Origin of the sequence: Aggregatilinea sp., from assembly GCF_036822615.1 — a bacterium.
GTDB lineage: Bacteria > Chloroflexota > Anaerolineae > Aggregatilineales > Aggregatilineaceae > Aggregatilinea.
Window position 1 is genome coordinate 1 of the sequence record NZ_DAISHJ010000063.1, and the last position, 18,995, is coordinate 18,995.

The following is an 18,995-nucleotide window of genomic DNA, read 5'->3' on the forward strand; positions in this document are numbered from 1 at the left end:
GGAAACGCCGATCCTACCGCGCGCCGCACCGCCGGATCGCCGTCCAGCAGCACCGCTGCGTCATGCGGATGGGCCGCCGCCAATGCCGCTACATGCCGCACGCGCGCCAGGTCTTCCAGCGCGAAAAAGACGTTTTTGAGCGCCATCGCCCGTAGATCGACGCTGCGATAGACCAGCAACGCGCGCCACGCGGGATCGGTCTCCAGCGCGGCCAGGATGCCTTTCGCCGTGTCGAACGCCTCGACCAGCGCCGCCGCCCGGATCTCGCCCCAGTCCGGCAGCGGCAGCGCGCGATCGGCCCCTCCCCGCGCCGCGAGATCGTCCGCCGCCGTATCGCTCAGCGGCACGACCACATCCCCCGGCGAGGGCGGCGTCACGTCGAGCTGCGCCGCACCAGAAAAGAATACCAACCTTGTCATCGGATTTTTCCCCAGGCAGCCCGCGCGCCCTGCCACAGCGCTGCGCGCTCCCGTGCGTTTAGTGTTCCCGTTCCCACCAACAGGGCGGGATACAGCGCAAAAATCGCCAGCTTGAGCGGGACATCCAGCCAGATCGCGCTCGCGTTCAACAGCACGCCCGGCACGGCGACGATCACCGCCAGCGCGCTCGCGCGCGCCACGCGCCCCCACTCGAACGGCAGCGGCCCCGTCCGCGCGGCGTAATAGGCCGTCAGCGCCAGCCGCACCGCGTAGCCAAACACGGTCCCATACGCCGCCCCGATCAGCCCCACATGCGGGATGACGATCACGTTGAAGCCGATGTTCGCCGCGCCCGCCGCGATGGTCGTCAGCGGCACGACCGAGGTGCGCTTGTGCAGCATCAGCACGTCGAGGAAGCGCAGCGCCACCCCGTTGAGGAAGTAGCCCAGCGCCACCAGCGGCACGATCACCCACGCCTCGTGATAGGCGGGCGCGATCATCACCCGCACGACATCGCGCGCCAGCAGCGCCGCGCCCAACGCCAGCGCCGCCGCGACGATCACGAAGTAAGTCACGAACGCGGGAATATGCTCGCGCCGCCCTTCGGTGTTGGCGCGGAAGTACCACGGCGTCCACGCGTTGTTGATGCCCGCGATCACGATGCTGACCAGCAGCCCGAACTGGTACCCGACCGTGTACACGCCCACGTCATCCAAAGACACGTAATTGCCCAGCACGATCCGGTCGGAGAAGTTCAGCGCCCAGGTGGAGATCAGGTGCGGGACCAGCGGCAGGCTGAACGCCAGCGCAGGCCCCAGCATCGCCCACTGAAAGCTAAACCGTATATTGCGCGCCAATATGTACAACGTCGGGAGCAACATCACGCCCGCCGCGAACAGCCGACCCCACAGCGCGCCCGCCGCGCCCTGCCCCAGCCCGACCACCAGCAGCACCGTCGCGCCCGTTACCAGCGCGAAACTGAGCAAGCTGTACCCCGCGTAGCGCAGCGCCTGCCCCCGCGTATAATACAGCGGCAGCACCAGCGCCAGCCCCAGGGTATTCAGCGGCACGGCCAGCAGCGCCAATACGATGTACGGGGAAAACGTGACGGAGTCGTCCAGGCCCAACAGCGGCCACAGCGCGGGCCCCACCAGCAGCAGCACGGCGCTGAGCAGCACGCCGTAGCCCGTCAGGAAGGTCGTCAGCGCGCCCAGGAACGTGCGAACCTGTCCTTCGCCCTTCTGGTCGAAGTACAACCGCCCGATCGCGCCGCGCAGCCCCAGCCCGTAGATCACTTCCAGCACTGCCGATGCCGCCAATGCGATCGACAGTGTGCCGTAATCCGCTTTGGACAGGTACGTCGTGTACAGCGGCAGCAGCAGGAAGTTGACCGCCTGCTTGAAGATGTCGCTCAGGGCATACGTGCTCGACCGGCCCAACAGCCCCGTCAGATCGGACAGCACGCCGCCCCCGCGCGCGGTGGGTGCAGTGGAAGGAAGCGATTCAGGCGAGGCGGGCAATGGAAGCTCTCACGTCCGGCGGAATGACCAACAGGATCAGCGGGCCGATTGTGCCGCGTTCACCCGCGAGCAGCAAACGACAGGTAGCCACGGCGCTCAATCTTCCAGCGTAGCGGCCAGCAGCGTCTGGCGGCTGACGATGCCCACCGCGTGCCCCTCGCCGTCCACGACGACGATCCGCTTGCGGCCCTCGCGCAGCATCAGCGCGATCGCGTCCGGCAGGGTCGTATCGGGCGCGGCGGTCAGGACGCGCTCGGACATGATATCCCGCGCCAGCGCATCGCCGCGCCGCAGATCCTTGCCCAACACGCGCGCCGCCAGCGATTGCAGCACGCTGCCGCGCATGACCGGTGTCACCCGTGCGACCAGATCGCCTTCGGTGATCACGCCCATTGGCTGCTGCTGCTCGTCGAGCACCACCACATACCTCACGTCCGTGGCGAGCATCTGCTGCAGCACGTCGATCAGGTCGTCGTTCAGGTGCACGCTCGGCACCTGCGCCGACGCCAGATCAGCCAGCGTGCGCCCTGGCCGGGGTTGGGGCGCGGTTTCCTGCTGGCCGACGCCGTAGCCTGCCGCCGCGCGCAGCACGTCCAGGCGGCTGACCATGCCCACCAGCCGTCCCTTGCCATCCACCACCGGCAGGCGTTTGAGGCCGCGTTTTAACATCTCCTGCACCACGTGTCCCAGCGCGGCATCCTGCGGCACGGTGATCGCGGGCGCGGACATGATCTCGCCCGCCATGCGGTCGCGGCTGACGGTCGCCAGCAGGGCCTGCACGTCCGGCGTTTCGAGGCGCTGGCCCACCGCCAGCCGGACCGGCATCCCCGCCCTCAGCAGATCGTCGTCGGTGATGATACCCACCACGCGCCGGTCCTCGTCCACCACCGGGACCGCCTTGAACAGCTTGCCCAGCAGCAGCTCGATCACGTCCACCGCGCGCACGTCCGGCGTCACTGTGACCACGTCGCGCGTCATGATCGTTTGCACCGCTTCGTCGGCGGGCAGCGGGTGCAAATAGCGGTGCGTATACGTCACGATCTGCACGTCTTCCAGCGTCATCAGGCCCTCGCGGACCATCGGCTTGACCAGCGCCACCACGCGCTGAATATTCTCCTCCGTATCGACCACCGTGATCACCACCGGCAGATCGGTCGAGAGACGTTCGATCGCCTGCGTGTGGATCAGGCTGTGCGCGCCAAACCCGGCCAGCCCGCGCATGACGGTCGCCCCCGCGATCCCGCTTTTGCGCAGCGTTTCCAGAATGCTCATGTACAGCGAGCGCCCCCGCCACGAGTCGCTCTCGCCCACGTAAATGACCAGACGCTGCCCTCGACCCGTCATCGTTCCCTCTCGTTTCATCTAGAGCCGCCCGCCGATGGTCATCCCGATCCAGGCCCCGATCAGGCACAGGATGTTGGTCCCGAGCACGTTCGCCGCCGCGCCCAACCAGTCGCCCGAATGGTACAGCGCCAGACTTTCGTTGGCGTAGGTCGAAAACGTTGTGTACGCGCCGAAGAAGCCGGTTGCGATCAACAGCCGGACGCGGGGATCGACGGCGAGCTGGTTGGCGGCCCAGGCCAGAAACACGGCCAGCAGGCACGAGCCGGAAAAATTGATCAGCAGCGTGCCCCACGGGAACACCTGCCCCGCCCACCGCGCCACCCAGCCCGACATCCAATAGCGCAGGTTCGCGCCCATGAAGCCGCCGCCGCCCACCAGCAGAATTGTCTCTAGCTGTTGTCTCATGCCCCGTATCCCTAGTATAACCCTCGCACCCCGGCCAACCGACGGGATGCCCTCCAACAAAAAAACCCGCCTGCGTAGGGCGGGTTATCAGTCGGTTCATACCACGCCCACCCCGCTTGCAGCAGGATAGGCGTCATCAGCCCGGTTTGGGCGGTTGCGGCGAACGCCATCGCCATAAGTTCGCACCAGGATACGCGGCCCGGCGGCGCTTGTCAAGGCGGCAAAACGTCGCCCAACTACGCACGCCCTGCCCCGCCCGCTTATTCCGCCGCGCCTGCCTCGTCCGGTTCGGGCACAGCCTCCGGCACGTCGAGCCGGGGCATCAGCTTGACCACTCGCGCCACGACCTCATTCTGCCGCATCGAAATCACGTAGTCGCCCTTGCTACTGCGTTTCGTGACAGGCGCCAGCCCCACGCGCATATACTTCGGCTTGCCGCGATTGGTCACCAGTACGATGTTATCATCCGCCCGGCCTAATGTAGCGACCGCCAACCCCTTTGCGTCCGAAGGCAGCTTCATGGTGATCACGCCCTGCCCCGCGCGTCCCTGGATCGGATATTCGTCCATCGGCGTGCTCTTGGCGACGCCCGTATCGGTGCAAATCCAGAAGTTCGCGTTTTCATCGACCACGGCAGCGCCGACCACGCTGTCTTTGCTGTCTTTCAGCTTGACCGCACGCATACCGCCCGCGCCCAACCCGGTCGGGCGCACGTCCGCGACCTTGAAGCGAATCGCCATTCCGGCTTTGGTCGCCAGGATGATCTCGCTCTCGTCGCCCACCCAGCCCAGCCAGATCAGCCGGTCGCCCTTCTCCACGTCCATCGCGTTGATCACGTTGGCCGTCAACCCCGGCAGGTCCTCCAGCCGCAGCCGTTTGACCTCGCCCTGTTCGGTGACCATCACCAGATAGCCGCTGTCGAGTTCCGGCGGCAAACTGATCGCGCTCGTCACCCCGGCCTTCGCGGGCAGCGGGCACACCGTCGTATAGGCCGCGCCCTGCTCCGGATCTTCCGCCTGTTGCAGCACGTTGACTGGGACGGTCGCCGCGTTGCCCTCCTCCGTAAACAGGTACAGGGTGTGAGAACTGTTGCTCGCCATCATCGCCAGCGGCGGATCTTTCATCTCGACTGTGATGCGCGGCGCGCTGTCCTCGTACGTGCGGCTGACCAGCCCGCCCTCGGTGACCGTCACCCACTGGTCGGTGCGCGGCCCCAGGAAGTCGCCCTCCTGAATGTTGGTCGCCGGGCCGGTCATGATGATCGTGCGACGCGGATCGCTGTACTTCTCGCGGATATCGCCCAGTTCGCGCGCGATTTCCATGCGCATCATCTTCGGGCTTTGCAGCAGCGCTTCGAGCATCTTGATGAGCTGGATTTTTTCTTTGTATTCGTCTTCCAGCTTGCGCCGTTCCAGCGCGGCCAAGCGCCGGAGCTGCATTTGCAGGATCGCTTCGGCCTGTTCGTCGGAAAGCTTGAACGCCTTGCGCAAATTGGCATGCGCCGAATCGACCGTGCGCGACTTGCGGATGATCGCGATCGCTTCGTCCAGGTGATCGAGCGCGATCAGCAGCCCTTCCAGAATGTGGGCCCGCTCGCGTGCCCGCGCCAGATCGTACTCGCTGCGCCGCCGCACGACTTCCAGCCGGTGATCCAGATACACGCGCAGCGCCTGCTTCAAGCCGAGCAAACGCGGCTGGCCGTCCACCAGCGCCAGCATGATGATGCCGAACGTGCTTTGCAGCGGCGTCAGCTTGAACAGATCTGCCAGCACGTCCACCGCTTTGGCCGTGCGCGACACATCGATCACGATGCGCAGGCCGGTGCGGTCGCTCAGGTCGCGCAGGTCGGTGATCCCCTCGATGCGCCCGCTGCGCACCAGTTCCGCGATGCGCTCGATCAGGCTGGTCTTGTTCGTCTGGAACGGGATCTCGCTGATGATGATCCGGCTGCGCCCGCGCCCCAGGTCTTCAATGTGGGCCTTGGCGCGCACCTTGATCTTGCCGCGCCCGGTCGCGTAGGCGGCGCGCAGTTGGTCCTCGTTATTGCCGTTGTCAACGGTATACACCACGCCGCCCGTGGGGAAATCCGGCCCCTTGATGAAGTTCATCAACTCCGGCACGCCGACATCATCCAGCGCGTCCCAGTTTTCGAGCATGTAAATCAGCGCGCCGCAAACCTCGCTCAAGTTGTGCGGCGGGATGCTGGTGGACATGCCCACCGCGATCCCCGACGCGCCGTTCACGAGCAAATTCGGAAAACTCGATGGCAGCACGGACGGCTCTTGCAGCGTGCCGTCGAAGTTATCCTCAAAATCGACCGTATTGCGGTCGATGTCCGAGAGCAGATCCGCGCCGATGGACGCCATGCGCGCCTCGGTATAGCGCATCGCCGCCGCAGAGTCGCCGTCGATGCTGCCGAAGTTGCCCTGCCCGTCCACCAGCTCGTAGCGCATGGAAAAGTCCTGCGCCATACGCACCATGGCGTCGTATACCGCCATGTCGCCGTGCGGGTGATATTTACCCAGCACCTCTCCGACGATGCGTGCGCTTTTTTTATAGGGCGTCGAAGGCCGTATCCCCATGTCGTACATCGCGTAGAGGATGCGGCGGTGGACCGGCTTGAGGCCGTCCCGCGCATCCGGCAGCGCGCGCGCAACGATCACGCTCATCGCGTAGTCGAGATACGATTCCTGTAGTTCCTGGTTAATGTCGCGCGAGCGAATCACACCGGCTTCCATCGCGTGTTACCCTTTTCTTGCTGTTACCCAAGCTCAAAACGCCGTGTAGTGTAGAGAATAGCGGCGGCGCTGTCAATTCTGCTTGTGGATCTCGAAGGATAAATCAGAACAGATGTTCCCGAATTATACTCAACTTTAGCGAAAAATGCTAGAATACTGTGTCTTCACGGTAAATTGGGGCGCAAATGGAAGCGATCATTTTTACGGGGATACAGGCCACCGGGAAGTCATCTTTCTACCGGCTGCGCTTCTTTGACACGCACCTGCGCCTCAATATGGACATGTTCAAAACGCGCCACCGCGAAGCGATTCTCTTGCGGGCGTGCATCGAAAGCAAGCAGCCGTTCGTCGTGGATAACACCAATCCGTCGATCGAGGAGCGTGCCAAATACATCGTTCCGGCGAAGGCGGCCTCTTTCCGCGTCGTCGGCTACTACTTCCAGTCGCGCATCGAAGACGCACTCCAGCGCAACCGGCATCGCCCACCCGCACAACAGGTCCCTGAGCTGGGCATTCGAGGCACGGCGGGGCGCTTGCAGCGGCCTTCGTTCGAGGAAGGCTTCGACGCGCTGTATTACGTCCGCATCTCAGACAGCGGCGAATTCATCATCGAGGAGTGGAATGACGAGTTTTGAAGATCTTGACGCCCGCATGCGCATCTTCGAGGTCGCGCACGATCACTGCGTGCTGCCAGGCATTTACATGGTCGCCCGGCTGGATGGCCGGAACTTCACCACGCTGACCAAAACGCGCCATGCCTTCGAAAGCCCCTTCGACAGCGGCTTCAGGGATATGATGCTCGCCACGACGGAGCACCTCATGGGATGCGGCTTCAACGTGCTGTATGGCTTCACGCAAAGCGACGAAATCTCGCTGCTGCTCCACCCCGGCGAACAGGCTTTTTCGCGCAAGCTGCGCAAATACAACTCGATTCTGGCCGGAGAAGCCAGCGCGTGTTTTTCGCTCCAGCTTGGAGAGATGGGCGTGTTTGACTGCCGGATCAGCCAGTTACCAGGATCGGATCTGGTCATCGATTATTTCCGCTGGCGGCAGGCGGACGCACACCGGAACGCCCTCAACGCGCACTGCTACTGGATGCTGCGCCACCAGGGCGAAACCGTCCAGCACGCCACGGCGAGCCTCGAAGGCTTATCGGTCGCGGAGAAAAACGAGCTGCTGTTCAGCCACGGGATCAACTTCAACGATCTTCCCGCGTGGCAGAAGCGCGGCATGGGGCTATATTGGGAGACCTACGAAAAAGAGGGGCTTAACCCGATCACGGGTGAAACGGTGTACGGCAGCCGCCGCCGCATCAAACGCGACCTGGAACTGCCCATGACCGAAGCCTACGACAACTTGATTCTGACCCTGCTCGCCGCCAGCTGAATCACGGAACAAAACGGGGAAGCGTCTTGATATGCAGCCCGCTCCCCCGATCCCAACTCAACGCGTCTCTCCTACAGCTCCGCCGGAACCACGATCTCGCCGCGTTCCCCGGCGCGCAGCATTGCTTCCATCAGCGCCACGTCGAGCAGCCCTTCTTCCGGCGTATCCAGATGCGGCTCGCCGGTGAGCACCGAGTGCGCGAACGCGTCCAGTTCCGCCTGCACGTCGCTAGCCGCCGGAACCTGAATCGTATCCGTGTTCCCGCCGCTGGTCAGTTCGATCACCTGATAGCCGCTGATGCGCAGCGCGCCGCCGTCGCCGACCACGTCCAGCGTCGGCGTCCACGGTGCGCCCGCCGCGAACGTGATGCTGTACGCGCCCAACGCGCCGCTCTCGAAGCGCAGCGCCGCGCTGATCGTATCGACCGGGTTCAGGTCGGGCCGCACCTGCCGCGAAAATCCGCTGACGCTCGCCACTTCACCCAGCATCATGCGCAGCGCCGCCGCGCGGTGCACGCCGCCGTCGAGGATGAATCCGCCCTGGAATTCGCCCGTCCGGCGCCACTCGGTGTGGTAATACTTGTTGCTCGTGTCCATCGTCACGAACTCGTTCCACGTGCACATCACCGGCTTCCCGATGCGCCCCGCCGCGATCAGGTCCGCCGCCGTACGGAACAGCGTGTGATAGCGCCAGTTCTCCGCGACCATCCACACCTTGTCCCGGTGATCGCCGTAAAAGTCCAGCAGCGCGCGCCCATCCGCCACGCTGGGAGCCATCGGCTTTTCGCTGACGACGTGCTTGCCCGCGACCAGCGCCCGCCGCACCGCGTCGGGAATCAGCGGGATCGGCAGCGTGATGTCTACCGCGTCGATGTCCTCGCGGGCCAGCAGCGCGTCCAGATCGGTATACGTTGCCACCTCGTGCCCGAACAGCGCCGCAACCGTGTCCGCCGATTTTTGCGTGCGGCTGTACACGGCCACCACTTCGATCTGATCGCCCAGCGCATTGAGGGCGGGCACATGCGCATCGCGGGTGAAAATTCCTGCGCCAACCAGGGCGAGCCGTACCGGCTGATCGGTCATTATGTATTCTCTCCTAAGGGGAAAATGGATGTTGATCCATCCGCTGCGAGATGCTCAAAAAACAGCAGGTAAAACCAGATGGATTTTTAACTATTTCTCATCAATTCACACTTTGCATCTACGTCAAGCGTAGTATAATTAGTGTAACAGTCTGCTGGACCGCGGTCCAACAGTTCCATACTATCGTCTCGTGTCGTATAGGTCGGCCCAGCCATCAGGCATACGGGTTCGGCTTATTTTTTCGGAGGCAACATGGAGCAAGAAACCCAGAACATCGAGGAACTCACCGAACCTCCTGGTCATGATGTTACTGATGAACCTCCCGGCTTAGGCCCATTGCCCCACGTTTGGTCGACTCCACCGCACACAACCGTCAGCACAACACAACCGCAGACTCAGTCCACCCCACGCCCCGCGCTGTGGGCCGACGTTCCTGACGACAAGTGGAATGATTGGCGCTGGCAGCTTGCCCACCGGCTGAACTCGCTGGACGAGCTGGCGCAGATCATCCATCTGATGCCGGAAGAAATTGACGGGCTGACGGCAGACGACAAATTCCGTGTTGATATTACGCCCTACTTCGCCAGCCTGATCGATCCCGACGATCCGCACTGTCCGGTGCGCCGTCAGGTGATCCCGCTGGGCCGCGAACTGCAGGCGTTTGAAGGTATGATGGAAGACAGTCTGGCCGAGGATAAACACAGTCCCGTGCCCGGCCTCGTCCATCGTTACCCTGACCGAGTACTGATGCTGGTGACGACGCAGTGCGCCAGCTACTGCCGCTACTGCACGCGCAGCCGCATCGTCGGCAATCCCGGCGCGAACTTCAGCAAGGCCGAGTTCGAGCTTCAGCTCGACTATCTGCGCCGCACGCCCCAGGTGCGCGACGTGCTGCTCAGCGGCGGCGATCCGCTCACTCTGGCTCCTAAGCTGCTGGACTACATCCTGTCCAGCCTGCGCGCCATCGAGCACATTGAGATCATCCGCATCGGCACCCGCGTACCGGTCTTCCTGCCGCAGCGCATCACGGACGAGTTCTGCGACATGCTGCGCCAGTATCACCCGCTGTGGATGAACATTCACGTCAACCACCCGAAGGAAATCACGCCCGAACTCAGCCGCGCGCTCGACAAACTGGCCTGCGCGGGCATTCCGCTCGGCAACCAGAGCGTGCTGCTGGCCGGGATCAACGACAGTGTGAATATCCAGCGCGAGCTGGTGCACAAACTCGTGAAGAACCGCGTGCGCCCCTACTACCTCTACCAGTGCGATCTGGTCAAGGGTGCGGGGCACTTCCGCACCACCGTCAGCAAGGGCATCGAGATCATCGAGGGGCTGCGCGGCCACACCAGCGGCTACGCGATCCCGACCTACGTGGTCGATGCGCCCGGCGGCGGCGGCAAGATCCCCGTCATGCCGCAGTACCTGATCAGCCAGGCGCCCGGCAAAGTGGTCCTGCGCAACTACGAGGGCTACATCACGACCTACGACGAGCCGATGGACTACGATCCGACCATGATCGACCACCTGGACCGACAGGCCGTGCAGCGTGACGAGCCGGGCCAGTCGGGCGTGATCGCCCTGCTGGAAGGCCGCGCATCGACCATCAAGCCGGAAGGCTTCGACGAGACGCACCGCCGCAACGGCATCCAGCACCGGCTGAACATGAACGACGACAAGTGGCAGCGCTTCCACATGGGCGACGTGCTTGACGCGCTCAACCTCACGCCCGTGGCGGACGACACCCCGGACGTCGTCGGGCTGACGCCTGTCCGCGCCAACGACCATCCCAACGGTAACGGGCACAACGGCAATGGACACAAGGGCAGCGGATCAAACGGGCACAACGGGCACGGTCAGAACCCTAATGGTAATGGCCGCTCCAAGCCACGCACCCCATAACTGACTGACGGAGCCAGTTGGGAGGAGGCGCACGGTTGTGTCTCCTCCCCTATCACACCTCAATTCCTTATTCATCGACTGATCATCTGGCCGGACGCAGTGCTGGCCCTGCAAGGAGCGGACCCCCATGCGCATCGCTGTATTGGCGAACTTGAAAAAAAACGCCCCCACCTGGGACGGAATGGCTGCCGACCAGTGGGACGATCTCGACAGCCCCAAGACCACCGACGCGATTGTGGCCGCGCTGCGCAGCGCCGGGCACGAGGCGGAATTCGTAGAAGCGAGCATTCTGCCCCCCTGGAGCATGATCGATCGCCTGCAAGCCTTCCAGCCCGATCTGTGCTTCAACATCGCGGAGAGCCACTTTGGTGATGGCCGCGAAGCGCAGATCCCGGCGGTGCTCGAAATGCTGCGCCTGCCCTATACCGGCAGCAAAGTCCTGACCCTGGCCCTCGCGCTCGACAAGCCCATGACCAAGCGCGTGCTGATGTATCACGGCCTGCCCACGCCCGAATTCCAGGTCTTCGAAAGCCCCGACGAGCCGATTGACATCGACCTCGTGACGGCGCGCGGCGAGCTGCGCTTCCCGATGTTCGTCAAGCCCAGCCGCGAAGGGACCAGCATGGGCGTCAGCGCCGAAAGCATCGTGCGCACCGTCGCGGAGCTGCGCGCCCAGGTCGATAAACAAATTAAGCTCTACAACCAGCCGATCCTCTGCGAGCACTTCATTGAGGGCCGCGAAGTGACCATCGGCATGATCGGCAACCTCAGCCCCACTGCCGCCCGGCGCATCAACGAGCGCAGCGGCGGGTGCAGCACGGAAGGCATCACCTTCCTCGCCCCGCTCGAAGTGGATCTGGGTGCCTACGATGAATCCGAGGCGGGCCTCTACACCAACTATATGAAGACCGATCTGGCCGACGACTTCCACTACTTCTGCCCGGCCCAGCTCGACCCGGCCATGCAGGAGCAGTTGTTCGAACTGGCGGCAGCGGTTTTCTGCGTCACAGACTGCAAAGACGTGGCCCGCGTGGATTTCCGGCTGGACCAGTACAACGACAACAAGCCCTACATCCTGGAAATCAACCCGCTGCCCGGCCTCAATCCCGGCTACAGCGATCTCTGCATCCAGGCCAACGCGAGCGGCTGGACCTACGAGCAATTGATCAACACGATTGCCGATCTGGCTGCCGAGCGTCAGCAAGTTGGTATAGGTGCACAAACAGAATCGTAAAGACCCGCCGTTTTCCGATGCCGGAGCAGCCGATCGGGTGAAATGCACAATGCCCTGCCCCGGCATTTTTACGGTTCTTTACCTGTTGTTCTCCCGGCTTTAGGATATAATCGCTGTATCGACATTATCGTTGTAAGGATTGCCCGACTCACCTCGGGCGTCTTTTTGTTGCCCGGCCCCTATGTGCCGCCGGGACCGCAGTGGAAAGTCACCAGCAACTATGGCATCGGAAAAGAATAACGAAAGTCACTTTTCGCTAAGTCACCTGCTGTTCGGGAAACCCCTCGCAACAACGGCACTTCCCCACCAAACGGTCAGTAAGCCCATTGGCTTGGCCGTCTTTGCTTCTGACGCGCTCTCCTCGACCGCCTACGCGACCGAGGAAATCCTGATTATCCTGGCGCTCGCCGGGTTAAGCGGGTCAACGCTTGGCCTTTCGATCCCGATCGCAATCGCCATTGCGATTTTGCTCGCCGTCGTCACCATCTCCTACCGCCAGACGATTTACGCCTATCCCAACGGCGGCGGCGCGTACATCGTCGCGCGGGACAACCTGGGCGAGCTTCCGGCCCAGATCGCGGGCGCGGCGCTGCTCACCGACTACATCCTCACCGTCGCGGTGAGTGTGTCCTCCGGTGTAGCGCAGATCACGTCGGGTATCCCCGACCTGCTGCCGTACCGGGTCGAAATCGCCCTCATCGTCATCGCGCTGATCACCATCGTGAACCTGCGCGGCGTGCGCGAAAGCGGGCGTATCTTCGCCGTACCGACGTACTTCTTCATCGGCATCATGTTCATGACGCTCATCATCGGGTTCATCCGTCAGGCAACCGGGGATCTCGTGGACGTGACGGGCGTCGAGCCTGTTCACGCGGGCACGCAGGCGCTCACCCTGTTCCTGGTCTTGCGAGCCTTCTCCAGCGGGTCCGCCGCGCTGACCGGTATCGAGGCGATCTCGAACGGCATCACGGCCTTCAAGGAGCCGCGCAGCCGCAACGCCGCGGTCACGCTCGTCTGGATGAGCGGCATCCTGATCACCCTGTTCCTGGGCATCACGCTGCTGTCCCGCGCGATCCACGCCATTCCGAGCGAAACGGAAACGGTCATCTCGCAGTTGGGCCGCACCGTCTACGGGGAAGGCAGCATCCTGTACGCTGCGACCCTGGTCGGCACGGCGCTGATCCTGCTCATGGCCGCCAACACCAGCTACGCGGACTTCCCGCGCCTCGCGGCGCTGGCCGCCGGTGACGGCTTCCTGCCGCGCCAGTTGACCTTCCGCGGCGGGCGTCTGGTTTTTTCGTGGGGCATCGTCGTCCTGGCGATGTTCGCCTCGCTGCTGGTCATCGTCGGCGACGCGCGCACCAACGCCCTGATCCCGCTCTACGCGATCGGCGTATTCCTGAGTTTCACCATCTCGCAGGTCGGCATGGTGATCCATCTGCGGCGCATCGGGCGCATCCCGCCGGGTGAAAAAGTCCAGGGCCGCGAAACCATCCTGGAATACGACAACCACTGGAAGACCAAGAGCTTCATCAGCGGTTTCGGCGCGGTGTGCACCTTCATCGTGATGATGGTGTTCGCCATCACCAAGTTCACCTCCGGCGCGTGGTTCGTGATCGTGCTGATCCCCACGCTGGTGTTCGTCTTCTTCCGCATTCACAGCCACTACAAGCGTGTCGCCCGCGCACTGAGCTTGCAGGGCAAGCCGGTGGAGATCAAGCGGCGCACCGTGCAGACCATCATCCTGGTGGACGACGTGCACGCCGAAACCGTGCGCATGGTGAACTTCGCCAAGTCGGTGGGCGACCCCTGGCACGCGGTGCACATCGGTGTGAACCCCGACAAAGTTGCGATCGTCCGGCAGAAGTGGGAAGAACGCATCGGTGAGGGTGAGCTGGTCATCATCCCCTCGCCCTATCGCCTGCTTGCGGAGCCGCTGCGCGAGTACATCGAGAAGCTTCAGGCCGAGCAGCCGGACAGCTTCATTCACATCATCCTGGGCCATCTGGCGATGCCCAACTTCTGGGAGCAGGCGCTGCACCAGAACACGGCGCTGGTCTTCAATCTGGCCCTGGCCGGGATGGAAAACATCGCCGTGACCGCCGTCCCGTACCAGATCCAGGACCCGGACAAAAAAGATGTCATAGACATCGCCTGATCGTCCATCGTCATCCGCTATAGTTTGGGACATCCCGCGAATGTGGGATGTCCCGTTTTTTCGCACCGTGAGGGAGCACAACGGGCCATGCATCAGCCAAGCGATTATCGACACCCTCACGGGAGCATGCTAGACTAAGCCCCATGATACGCCGGAATAACTTTACGCTGCGCCGGGCTGGTTTTGGCCTGGCTGTTCTCTTGGCCGTTTGGATCTTGTCCGCTTGTGGCGGCAAAGAAACCACTATTCCCGTTTACGTGACGCCCACCCCGCCCCCGGACACGGCAACGCCCACGTCACCGCCGCCCACCGTGACTGCCACACCCGCCGAAGTCGGGCAGGTTCTGGGCAGCCTGACGCCCATCACGCCCACGGAACCGGTGACGCCCACGGCCACCTACCCGCCCGGCGTGAGCTTTGGCCCGCTGATGGGAGTGCCGCGCACTGCGACGTCCAGCCCGCCCGGCGCGACCGCCGAGCAAATGACCGGGACCCCCACACCTGCATCCTTCGGCCCGATGGTCGGTCCCAACAACACGCTGCTGCCGACCGAAACGCACGTCGGCCAGACACCCAATCCCAACGTAACCTACGGGCCGATGGTCGGCCCCGATAACACGCTGATGCCGACCGAAGTGCGCACCCCGGTGCCCGCCTATCCCACCGTGGTGCCAACCAGCGGCCCCAGCCCGACGCCCGGCCCGGCGCTGGAAGCCGACATGCTCGGCATCCAGATTCATCCGCACATCGACAGCGACGACTTTTACGCCGCGCTCGCCAACGCGCACGACCTCGGCGTGACCTGGATTAAATACCAGTTCAACTGGTCCCTGCTCGAATCGTCGCCCGGCCAGTACACCGATCTGTTCTACATGCTGCGCCTGTACGTGCAGGAAACGCACAAGCAGGGCTTCAAGGTGATGATCGGCGTCACCAAAGCGCCGCTCTGGGCGCGCACGGCGAACGGCGACGGGCAGAAGCCGGAAGACGGCCCGCCCAGCGATCCGCAGGCATTGGCGAACTTCCTCAGCGGTATGCTGAGCATGATCGGCAGCGACGTGGACGGTCAGCCCTACATCAGTGCGATCGAGGTCTGGAACGAGCCGAACTTACAGCGCGAGTGGCAGGGTCACCCGCTGACAGGCGCGGAATACATGCGCTACTTCGTTCCGGCCTACAGGGCCATCCGTGCCTATTCGCCGCTGATCACCGTGATCACGGCGGCCCCCGCCCCCACCGGCGATTCAGTGGAATCAGCCGACGACCGCGAGTGGCTGCGCGAGCTGTACAGCGCCGGGCTGGCGCAGTACGGCTCAGATGTCGCCGTCGGGGCGCATCCCTACGGCTGGGCCAACCCGCCCGACGCGCGCTGCTGCGGCGGCTCGACCGACGGCTGGAACGAAAGCCCGCAGTTTTTCTTCCTCGACACGCTGGAAGATTACCACGACATCATGGTCAATATGGGCCACAGCGGCGCGCAGATCTGGGTAACCGAGTTCGGTTGGGCGACCTTCGACGGTCTGGTCACCGCCAGCGGCAGCGTGCCCGCCGCCCCCACCGGATCGGGCTTCTTCAGCTACGTGAACAAGCAGCAGCAGGCCCAATACACCGTGCGCGCCTTCGAGATCGGCCAGAGCAGCCTGCCTTACGTGGGCCCGATGATCCTGTGGAACCTGAACTTCGCCACGCTGGACGGCGCGGTAGACCAGTCCGACCAGCAGGCGGGGTACGGCCTGCTCGACAGCTACTTCCAGCCGCGCCCGGTCTACTACGCGCTCAAGCAGGCGCCGAAGCAGTAAACGGCAAGCCGTCCGAGCAGGTATTTTGATACGTTTTTGTAGGGGCGGGTCATAGACCCGCCCTGCTCTTTATACGTCCCGAACGAAGATACGTCCCCTGCGCACAACACGTCTGACACTGCTTTTCTCCCCTCTCCAACCCAGATTGGAGAGGGGCCGGGGGTGAGGTCGCGGTTGCTTTTACCGGTCCCTGACCGCTGATCGCCAGATACAAAAACGGGCGGATGCCATCACAGCACCCGCCCGTTCGTTTCGAGTCGGTTCAGTCCATCGCCGGGGAACTAGTCCTCGTCGATGTCTTCCATCTCTTCTTCGTCTTCCACGACGGCTTCGAGGGAGTCCATCTCGTCGTCTTCTTCGATTTCCTCTTCCTCATCATCGTCATCGTCTTCGAAGTCGTCGTCTTCGAGGTCTTCCTCTTCGTCCTCGAATTCCTCTTCCTCGACCACGAAGTCCTCGTCGTCCAGATCGTCCAGATCGACCTCGTCCTCGTCGTCCTCGTCAAGTTCGTCGTTGCCGTCGGACTTCAAGAGCGCCGCTTCGAGCTGGTCGTTATGGAACGCCGTGTCGCGGTCCTGGTAGGTGTGGAAACCCGTGCCCGCCGGGATCAGCTTACCGATGATCACGTTTTCCTTCAGGCCGTACAGGTGGTCCGCCTTACCTTCGATGGCCGCGCCTGCCAGCACCTTGATCGTGTGCTGGAAGCTCGCCGCCGAAAGGAAGCTGTCGGTCGTCAGGGCGGCCTTCGTCACGCCCAACAGCACCGGGATAGCCGCCGCCGGTTCCTTGCCCTGCGCGATCAGGCGCTCGTTCATGTCAAGGAACATCAGCTTGTCGATCAGCTCGCCCGGCAGCAAGTCGCTGTCGCCGCTGCGCGTGATCTGGACCTTGCTCATCATCTTGCGGATGACGACCTCGAAGTGCTTGTCCGCGATGTTCACGCCCTGGTTGCGGTATACCTTCTGCACTTCCGTCAGCAGGTAGTGCTGCGCGGCTTCCGCGCCCAGGATGCGCAGGATGCGGTGCGGGTTCTTCGACCCTTCGGTGAGCTGCTGGCCCGCCGACACCTGCATGCCTTCGAACACGTCTTCGAGCAGACGCGCGTTCTGCGGAATTTCGTAGTCGCGCACGTCTTCGATCTCGGAGCGGACGAACACCACGTTATCTTCGATGTACACTTCGCCCGTCATCTCGGCCAGGATCTCGTCGCTGCCGTCCGGCTTTTCCGCGACGATCTGCCCTTCCTTGATCTGCGCGCCGTCCTCGACCAGCAGCTTCCACCCCTCAGGGATGTCGTGCTGCTCGCTGCGGACTTCGCTGTTGATCACGCGGGCGATACGCACGCCTTCCTTACGCAGCAGGCGCAGCGTGCCGCTGATGTCCACGACGACCGCTTCACCCTTCGGCTTCTTGCGGGCTTCGAAGAGTTCCTCAACGCGCGGCAGACCGCTGGTGATGTCGCCACCACCCGCCGCCACACCACCGGTGTGGAACGTACGCAGCGTCAGCTGCGTGCCCGGCTCACCGATCGACTGCGCGGCGACGATACCGACCGCCGAGCCGATCTCGACCAGCTCGCCACGACCCAGGTCGCGCCCGTAGCACTGGGCGCAGATGCCGTGGATCAGGGCGCAGGTCATCGGGCTGCGAACATACGCGAACTCGACCACCGCTGCTTCGAGGTGATCCGCCACGTCTTCGTCGATCATTTCGTTGCGGCGCACGATGAGTTCGCCCGTCTGCGGGTCGTACATATCGCGCGAGGCCACGCGGCCAATGATACGCTCGCTCAGGTTCTGGCCCGCCACGTCCACTTCGGGCAGCGGCACGCCGCGCGCGTCCTGGTTGTTCGGGTGCGCCGGGTTCGGGATCTTGATCCCGGCCTTCGTGCCGCAGTCGTGACGGTTGATGATCATGTCCTGCGCCACGTCGACCAGACGGCGGGTCATGTACCCCGCGTCAGCCGTACGCAGCGCGGTGTCGGCCAGACCCTTACGCGCGCCGTGCGTGGAGATGAAGTACTCCAGCGCCGTCAGGCCCATGCGGAAGTGGCTGGTGATCGGCAGGTCGATGATACGACCGGACGGGTCGGCCATCAGACCGCGCATACCGGCCAGCTGCGTGATAGGACCGAAACCACCCTTCGTCGAGCCGGACAGCGCCATGACGGCGATCGGGCCGAACGGGTCCAGCGTGTCGCTGATCACGTCCTTCAGGTCCGACTTCGCACGGTTCCAGCTATCGATGGTGATCTGGTAGCGTTCTTCTTCGGTCAGCAGGCCGCGGCGGAAGTCGCGCTGCGCCGTTTCGACCGTCTGCGTCGCTTCGGCCAGGATGCCTTCGCGCTCGGCAGGTACGGTCAGGTCGGAGACGGCGATTGTCGTGCCCGACACGGTCGCGTAGTGGAAGCCCATGTTCTTGATGGCGTCCACAACTTCGGTCGTTTCTTCCGGCCCGAAGCGCTGGTAAACACGCGCCACGAGGTTTTGCAGGCTCTTCTTCGACACCGTGTCCTGGACGAAACGCATATCGTCCGGCAGGATGCGGTTGAAGATCGCGCGGCCAACCGTGGTCGGTTCGGGTTCCGGCTGCGGTTCGTGGCCCGGCTCGTCGTAGAAGTTACCGAGCAGGATCGGCGTGTGCAGTCCAACGATGCCGAGGCCGTACAGGTATTCAACTTCGTCGTTGTCCACGACGTGACGGCGCTCGAGCAGGTTGCTCAGCTCCAGGTTCACGTCGGGGTGTTTCTGCAGGTACTGGCGCATCTCGTATGCGTTGTGCACCAGCACGTCGAACTCGCCCGCGAGCAGACGCTGAACCAGCAGGTCGATCGGCTTCACCGCGCGACCGTTGACCTTCTCCGGCATGACAACCGTCACGTCGTTGTTCAGGTCGAGTTCGTGCTCTTCCACCTGGCGCAGCCCGGCGGAGTTCACCGCCACGCCGATGCGGAAGCCGCCTTCTTGCAGGCTGTCCCAATGGCGGAACTTGTCCGCGTCTTCCGCCCG

The 18,995-nt window shown here is 63.5% G+C and carries 13 protein-coding genes and 1 riboswitch; of the genes, 6 read left to right on the plus strand and 7 right to left on the minus strand.

Translation table 11 applies throughout. The annotated features are described in order from the left end of the window. From V7116_RS16320 to gyrA, 5 genes are all read right to left on the minus strand, one after another. A partial coding sequence (locus V7116_RS16320; RefSeq protein ID WP_324393017.1) for a hypothetical protein occupies nucleotides 1-419 on the minus strand: 419 nt, incomplete at its 3' end. Continuing rightward, the gene (locus V7116_RS16325; RefSeq protein ID WP_324393018.1) at nucleotides 416-1,939 is read right to left on the minus strand and encodes a lipopolysaccharide biosynthesis protein; all 1,524 of its coding nucleotides are present in this window, start codon (nucleotides 1,937-1,939) and stop codon (nucleotides 416-418) included. The genes V7116_RS16320 and V7116_RS16325, both read right to left, overlap by 4 nt. A gap of 96 nt (nucleotides 1,940-2,035) precedes the next feature. After that, complete coding sequence (locus V7116_RS16330) at nucleotides 2,036-3,283, minus strand: DUF190 domain-containing protein (protein WP_324393019.1); 1,248 nt, start codon at nucleotides 3,281-3,283, stop codon at nucleotides 2,036-2,038. Nucleotides 3,284-3,301: 18 nt separating this feature from the next. After that, nucleotides 3,302-3,688, minus strand: coding sequence for a fluoride efflux transporter CrcB (gene crcB, locus V7116_RS16335; RefSeq protein ID WP_324393020.1), 387 nt, complete (start codon nucleotides 3,686-3,688; stop codon nucleotides 3,302-3,304). 120 nt (nucleotides 3,689-3,808) lie between these two features. Next, nucleotides 3,809-3,871: riboswitch (Fluoride riboswitch) on the minus strand. A 77-nt stretch (nucleotides 3,872-3,948) separates the two neighbouring features. Beyond that, nucleotides 3,949-6,426 (minus strand): DNA gyrase subunit A, encoded by a 2,478-nt coding sequence (gene gyrA, locus V7116_RS16340; protein ID WP_324393021.1) that lies wholly within the window; start codon nucleotides 6,424-6,426, stop codon nucleotides 3,949-3,951. 185 nt (nucleotides 6,427-6,611) lie between these two features. On the opposite strand from gyrA, the gene V7116_RS16345 reads away from it, so the two are divergent. Continuing rightward, entirely contained in the window at nucleotides 6,612-7,061 is a 450-nt protein-coding gene (locus tag V7116_RS16345) for an AAA family ATPase (RefSeq protein ID WP_324393022.1), read from the plus strand. After that, nucleotides 7,048-7,812, plus strand: coding sequence for a tRNA(His) guanylyltransferase Thg1 family protein (locus V7116_RS16350; protein ID WP_324393023.1), 765 nt, complete (start codon nucleotides 7,048-7,050; stop codon nucleotides 7,810-7,812). Before V7116_RS16345 ends, V7116_RS16350 begins: the two co-directional genes overlap by 14 nt. Nucleotides 7,813-7,883: 71 nt before the next feature. On the opposite strand, the gene V7116_RS16355 is transcribed toward V7116_RS16350, so the two are convergent. Further along, nucleotides 7,884-8,894 (minus strand): Gfo/Idh/MocA family protein, encoded by a 1,011-nt coding sequence (locus V7116_RS16355; protein WP_324393024.1) that lies wholly within the window; start codon nucleotides 8,892-8,894, stop codon nucleotides 7,884-7,886. A gap of 336 nt (nucleotides 8,895-9,230) precedes the next feature. Between V7116_RS16355 and ablA the strand changes: the two genes are divergently transcribed. From ablA to V7116_RS16375, 4 genes are all read left to right on the plus strand, one after another. Beyond that, nucleotides 9,231-10,796 carry a lysine 2,3-aminomutase gene (ablA, locus tag V7116_RS16360; protein ID WP_324393025.1) on the plus strand — a complete coding sequence of 522 codons (1,566 nt, stop codon included), beginning with the start codon at nucleotides 9,231-9,233 and terminating at the stop codon, nucleotides 10,794-10,796. 127 nt (nucleotides 10,797-10,923) lie between these two features. Next, entirely contained in the window at nucleotides 10,924-12,030 is a 1,107-nt protein-coding gene (locus V7116_RS16365) for a D-alanine--D-alanine ligase family protein (protein WP_324393026.1), read from the plus strand. 331 nt (nucleotides 12,031-12,361) lie between these two features. Then, nucleotides 12,362-14,188: an APC family permease gene (locus V7116_RS16370; RefSeq protein ID WP_324393027.1), complete on the plus strand. Its 1,827-nt coding sequence runs from the start codon at nucleotides 12,362-12,364 to the stop codon at nucleotides 14,186-14,188. A 200-nt stretch (nucleotides 14,189-14,388) separates the two neighbouring features. Then, nucleotides 14,389-15,987, plus strand: a complete 1,599-nt coding sequence (locus V7116_RS16375) for a hypothetical protein (protein ID WP_324393028.1) — start codon at nucleotides 14,389-14,391, stop codon at nucleotides 15,985-15,987. Between the two features lie 281 nt (nucleotides 15,988-16,268). Here V7116_RS16375 and V7116_RS25835 read toward each other — a convergent pair whose 3' ends face one another. Beyond that, the gene (locus tag V7116_RS25835; RefSeq protein ID WP_442891856.1) at nucleotides 16,269-18,854 is read right to left on the minus strand and encodes a hypothetical protein; all 2,586 of its coding nucleotides are present in this window, start codon (nucleotides 18,852-18,854) and stop codon (nucleotides 16,269-16,271) included. Nucleotides 18,855-18,995 lie beyond the last annotated feature (141 nt).

Bases quoted from the DNA above. Each gene is read 5' to 3' on its own strand.
- V7116_RS16355 (WP_324393024.1), bottom strand. From the start codon at position 8,894: ATGACCGATCAGCCGGTACGGCTCGCCCTGGTTGGCGCAGGAATTTTC.
- V7116_RS25835 (WP_442891856.1), bottom strand. From the start codon at position 18,854: ATGCCGGAGAAGGTCAACGGTCGCGCGGTGAAGCCGATCGACCTGCTG.
- gyrA (WP_324393021.1), bottom strand. From the start codon at position 6,426: ATGGAAGCCGGTGTGATTCGCTCGCGCGACATTAACCAGGAACTACAG.
- crcB (WP_324393020.1), bottom strand. From the start codon at position 3,688: ATGAGACAACAGCTAGAGACAATTCTGCTGGTGGGCGGCGGCGGCTTC.
- V7116_RS16345 (WP_324393022.1), top strand. From the start codon at position 6,612: ATGGAAGCGATCATTTTTACGGGGATACAGGCCACCGGGAAGTCATCT.
- V7116_RS16330 (WP_324393019.1), bottom strand. From the start codon at position 3,283: ATGACGGGTCGAGGGCAGCGTCTGGTCATTTACGTGGGCGAGAGCGAC.
- V7116_RS16365 (WP_324393026.1), top strand. From the start codon at position 10,924: ATGCGCATCGCTGTATTGGCGAACTTGAAAAAAAACGCCCCCACCTGG.
- V7116_RS16350 (WP_324393023.1), top strand. From the start codon at position 7,048: ATGACGAGTTTTGAAGATCTTGACGCCCGCATGCGCATCTTCGAGGTC.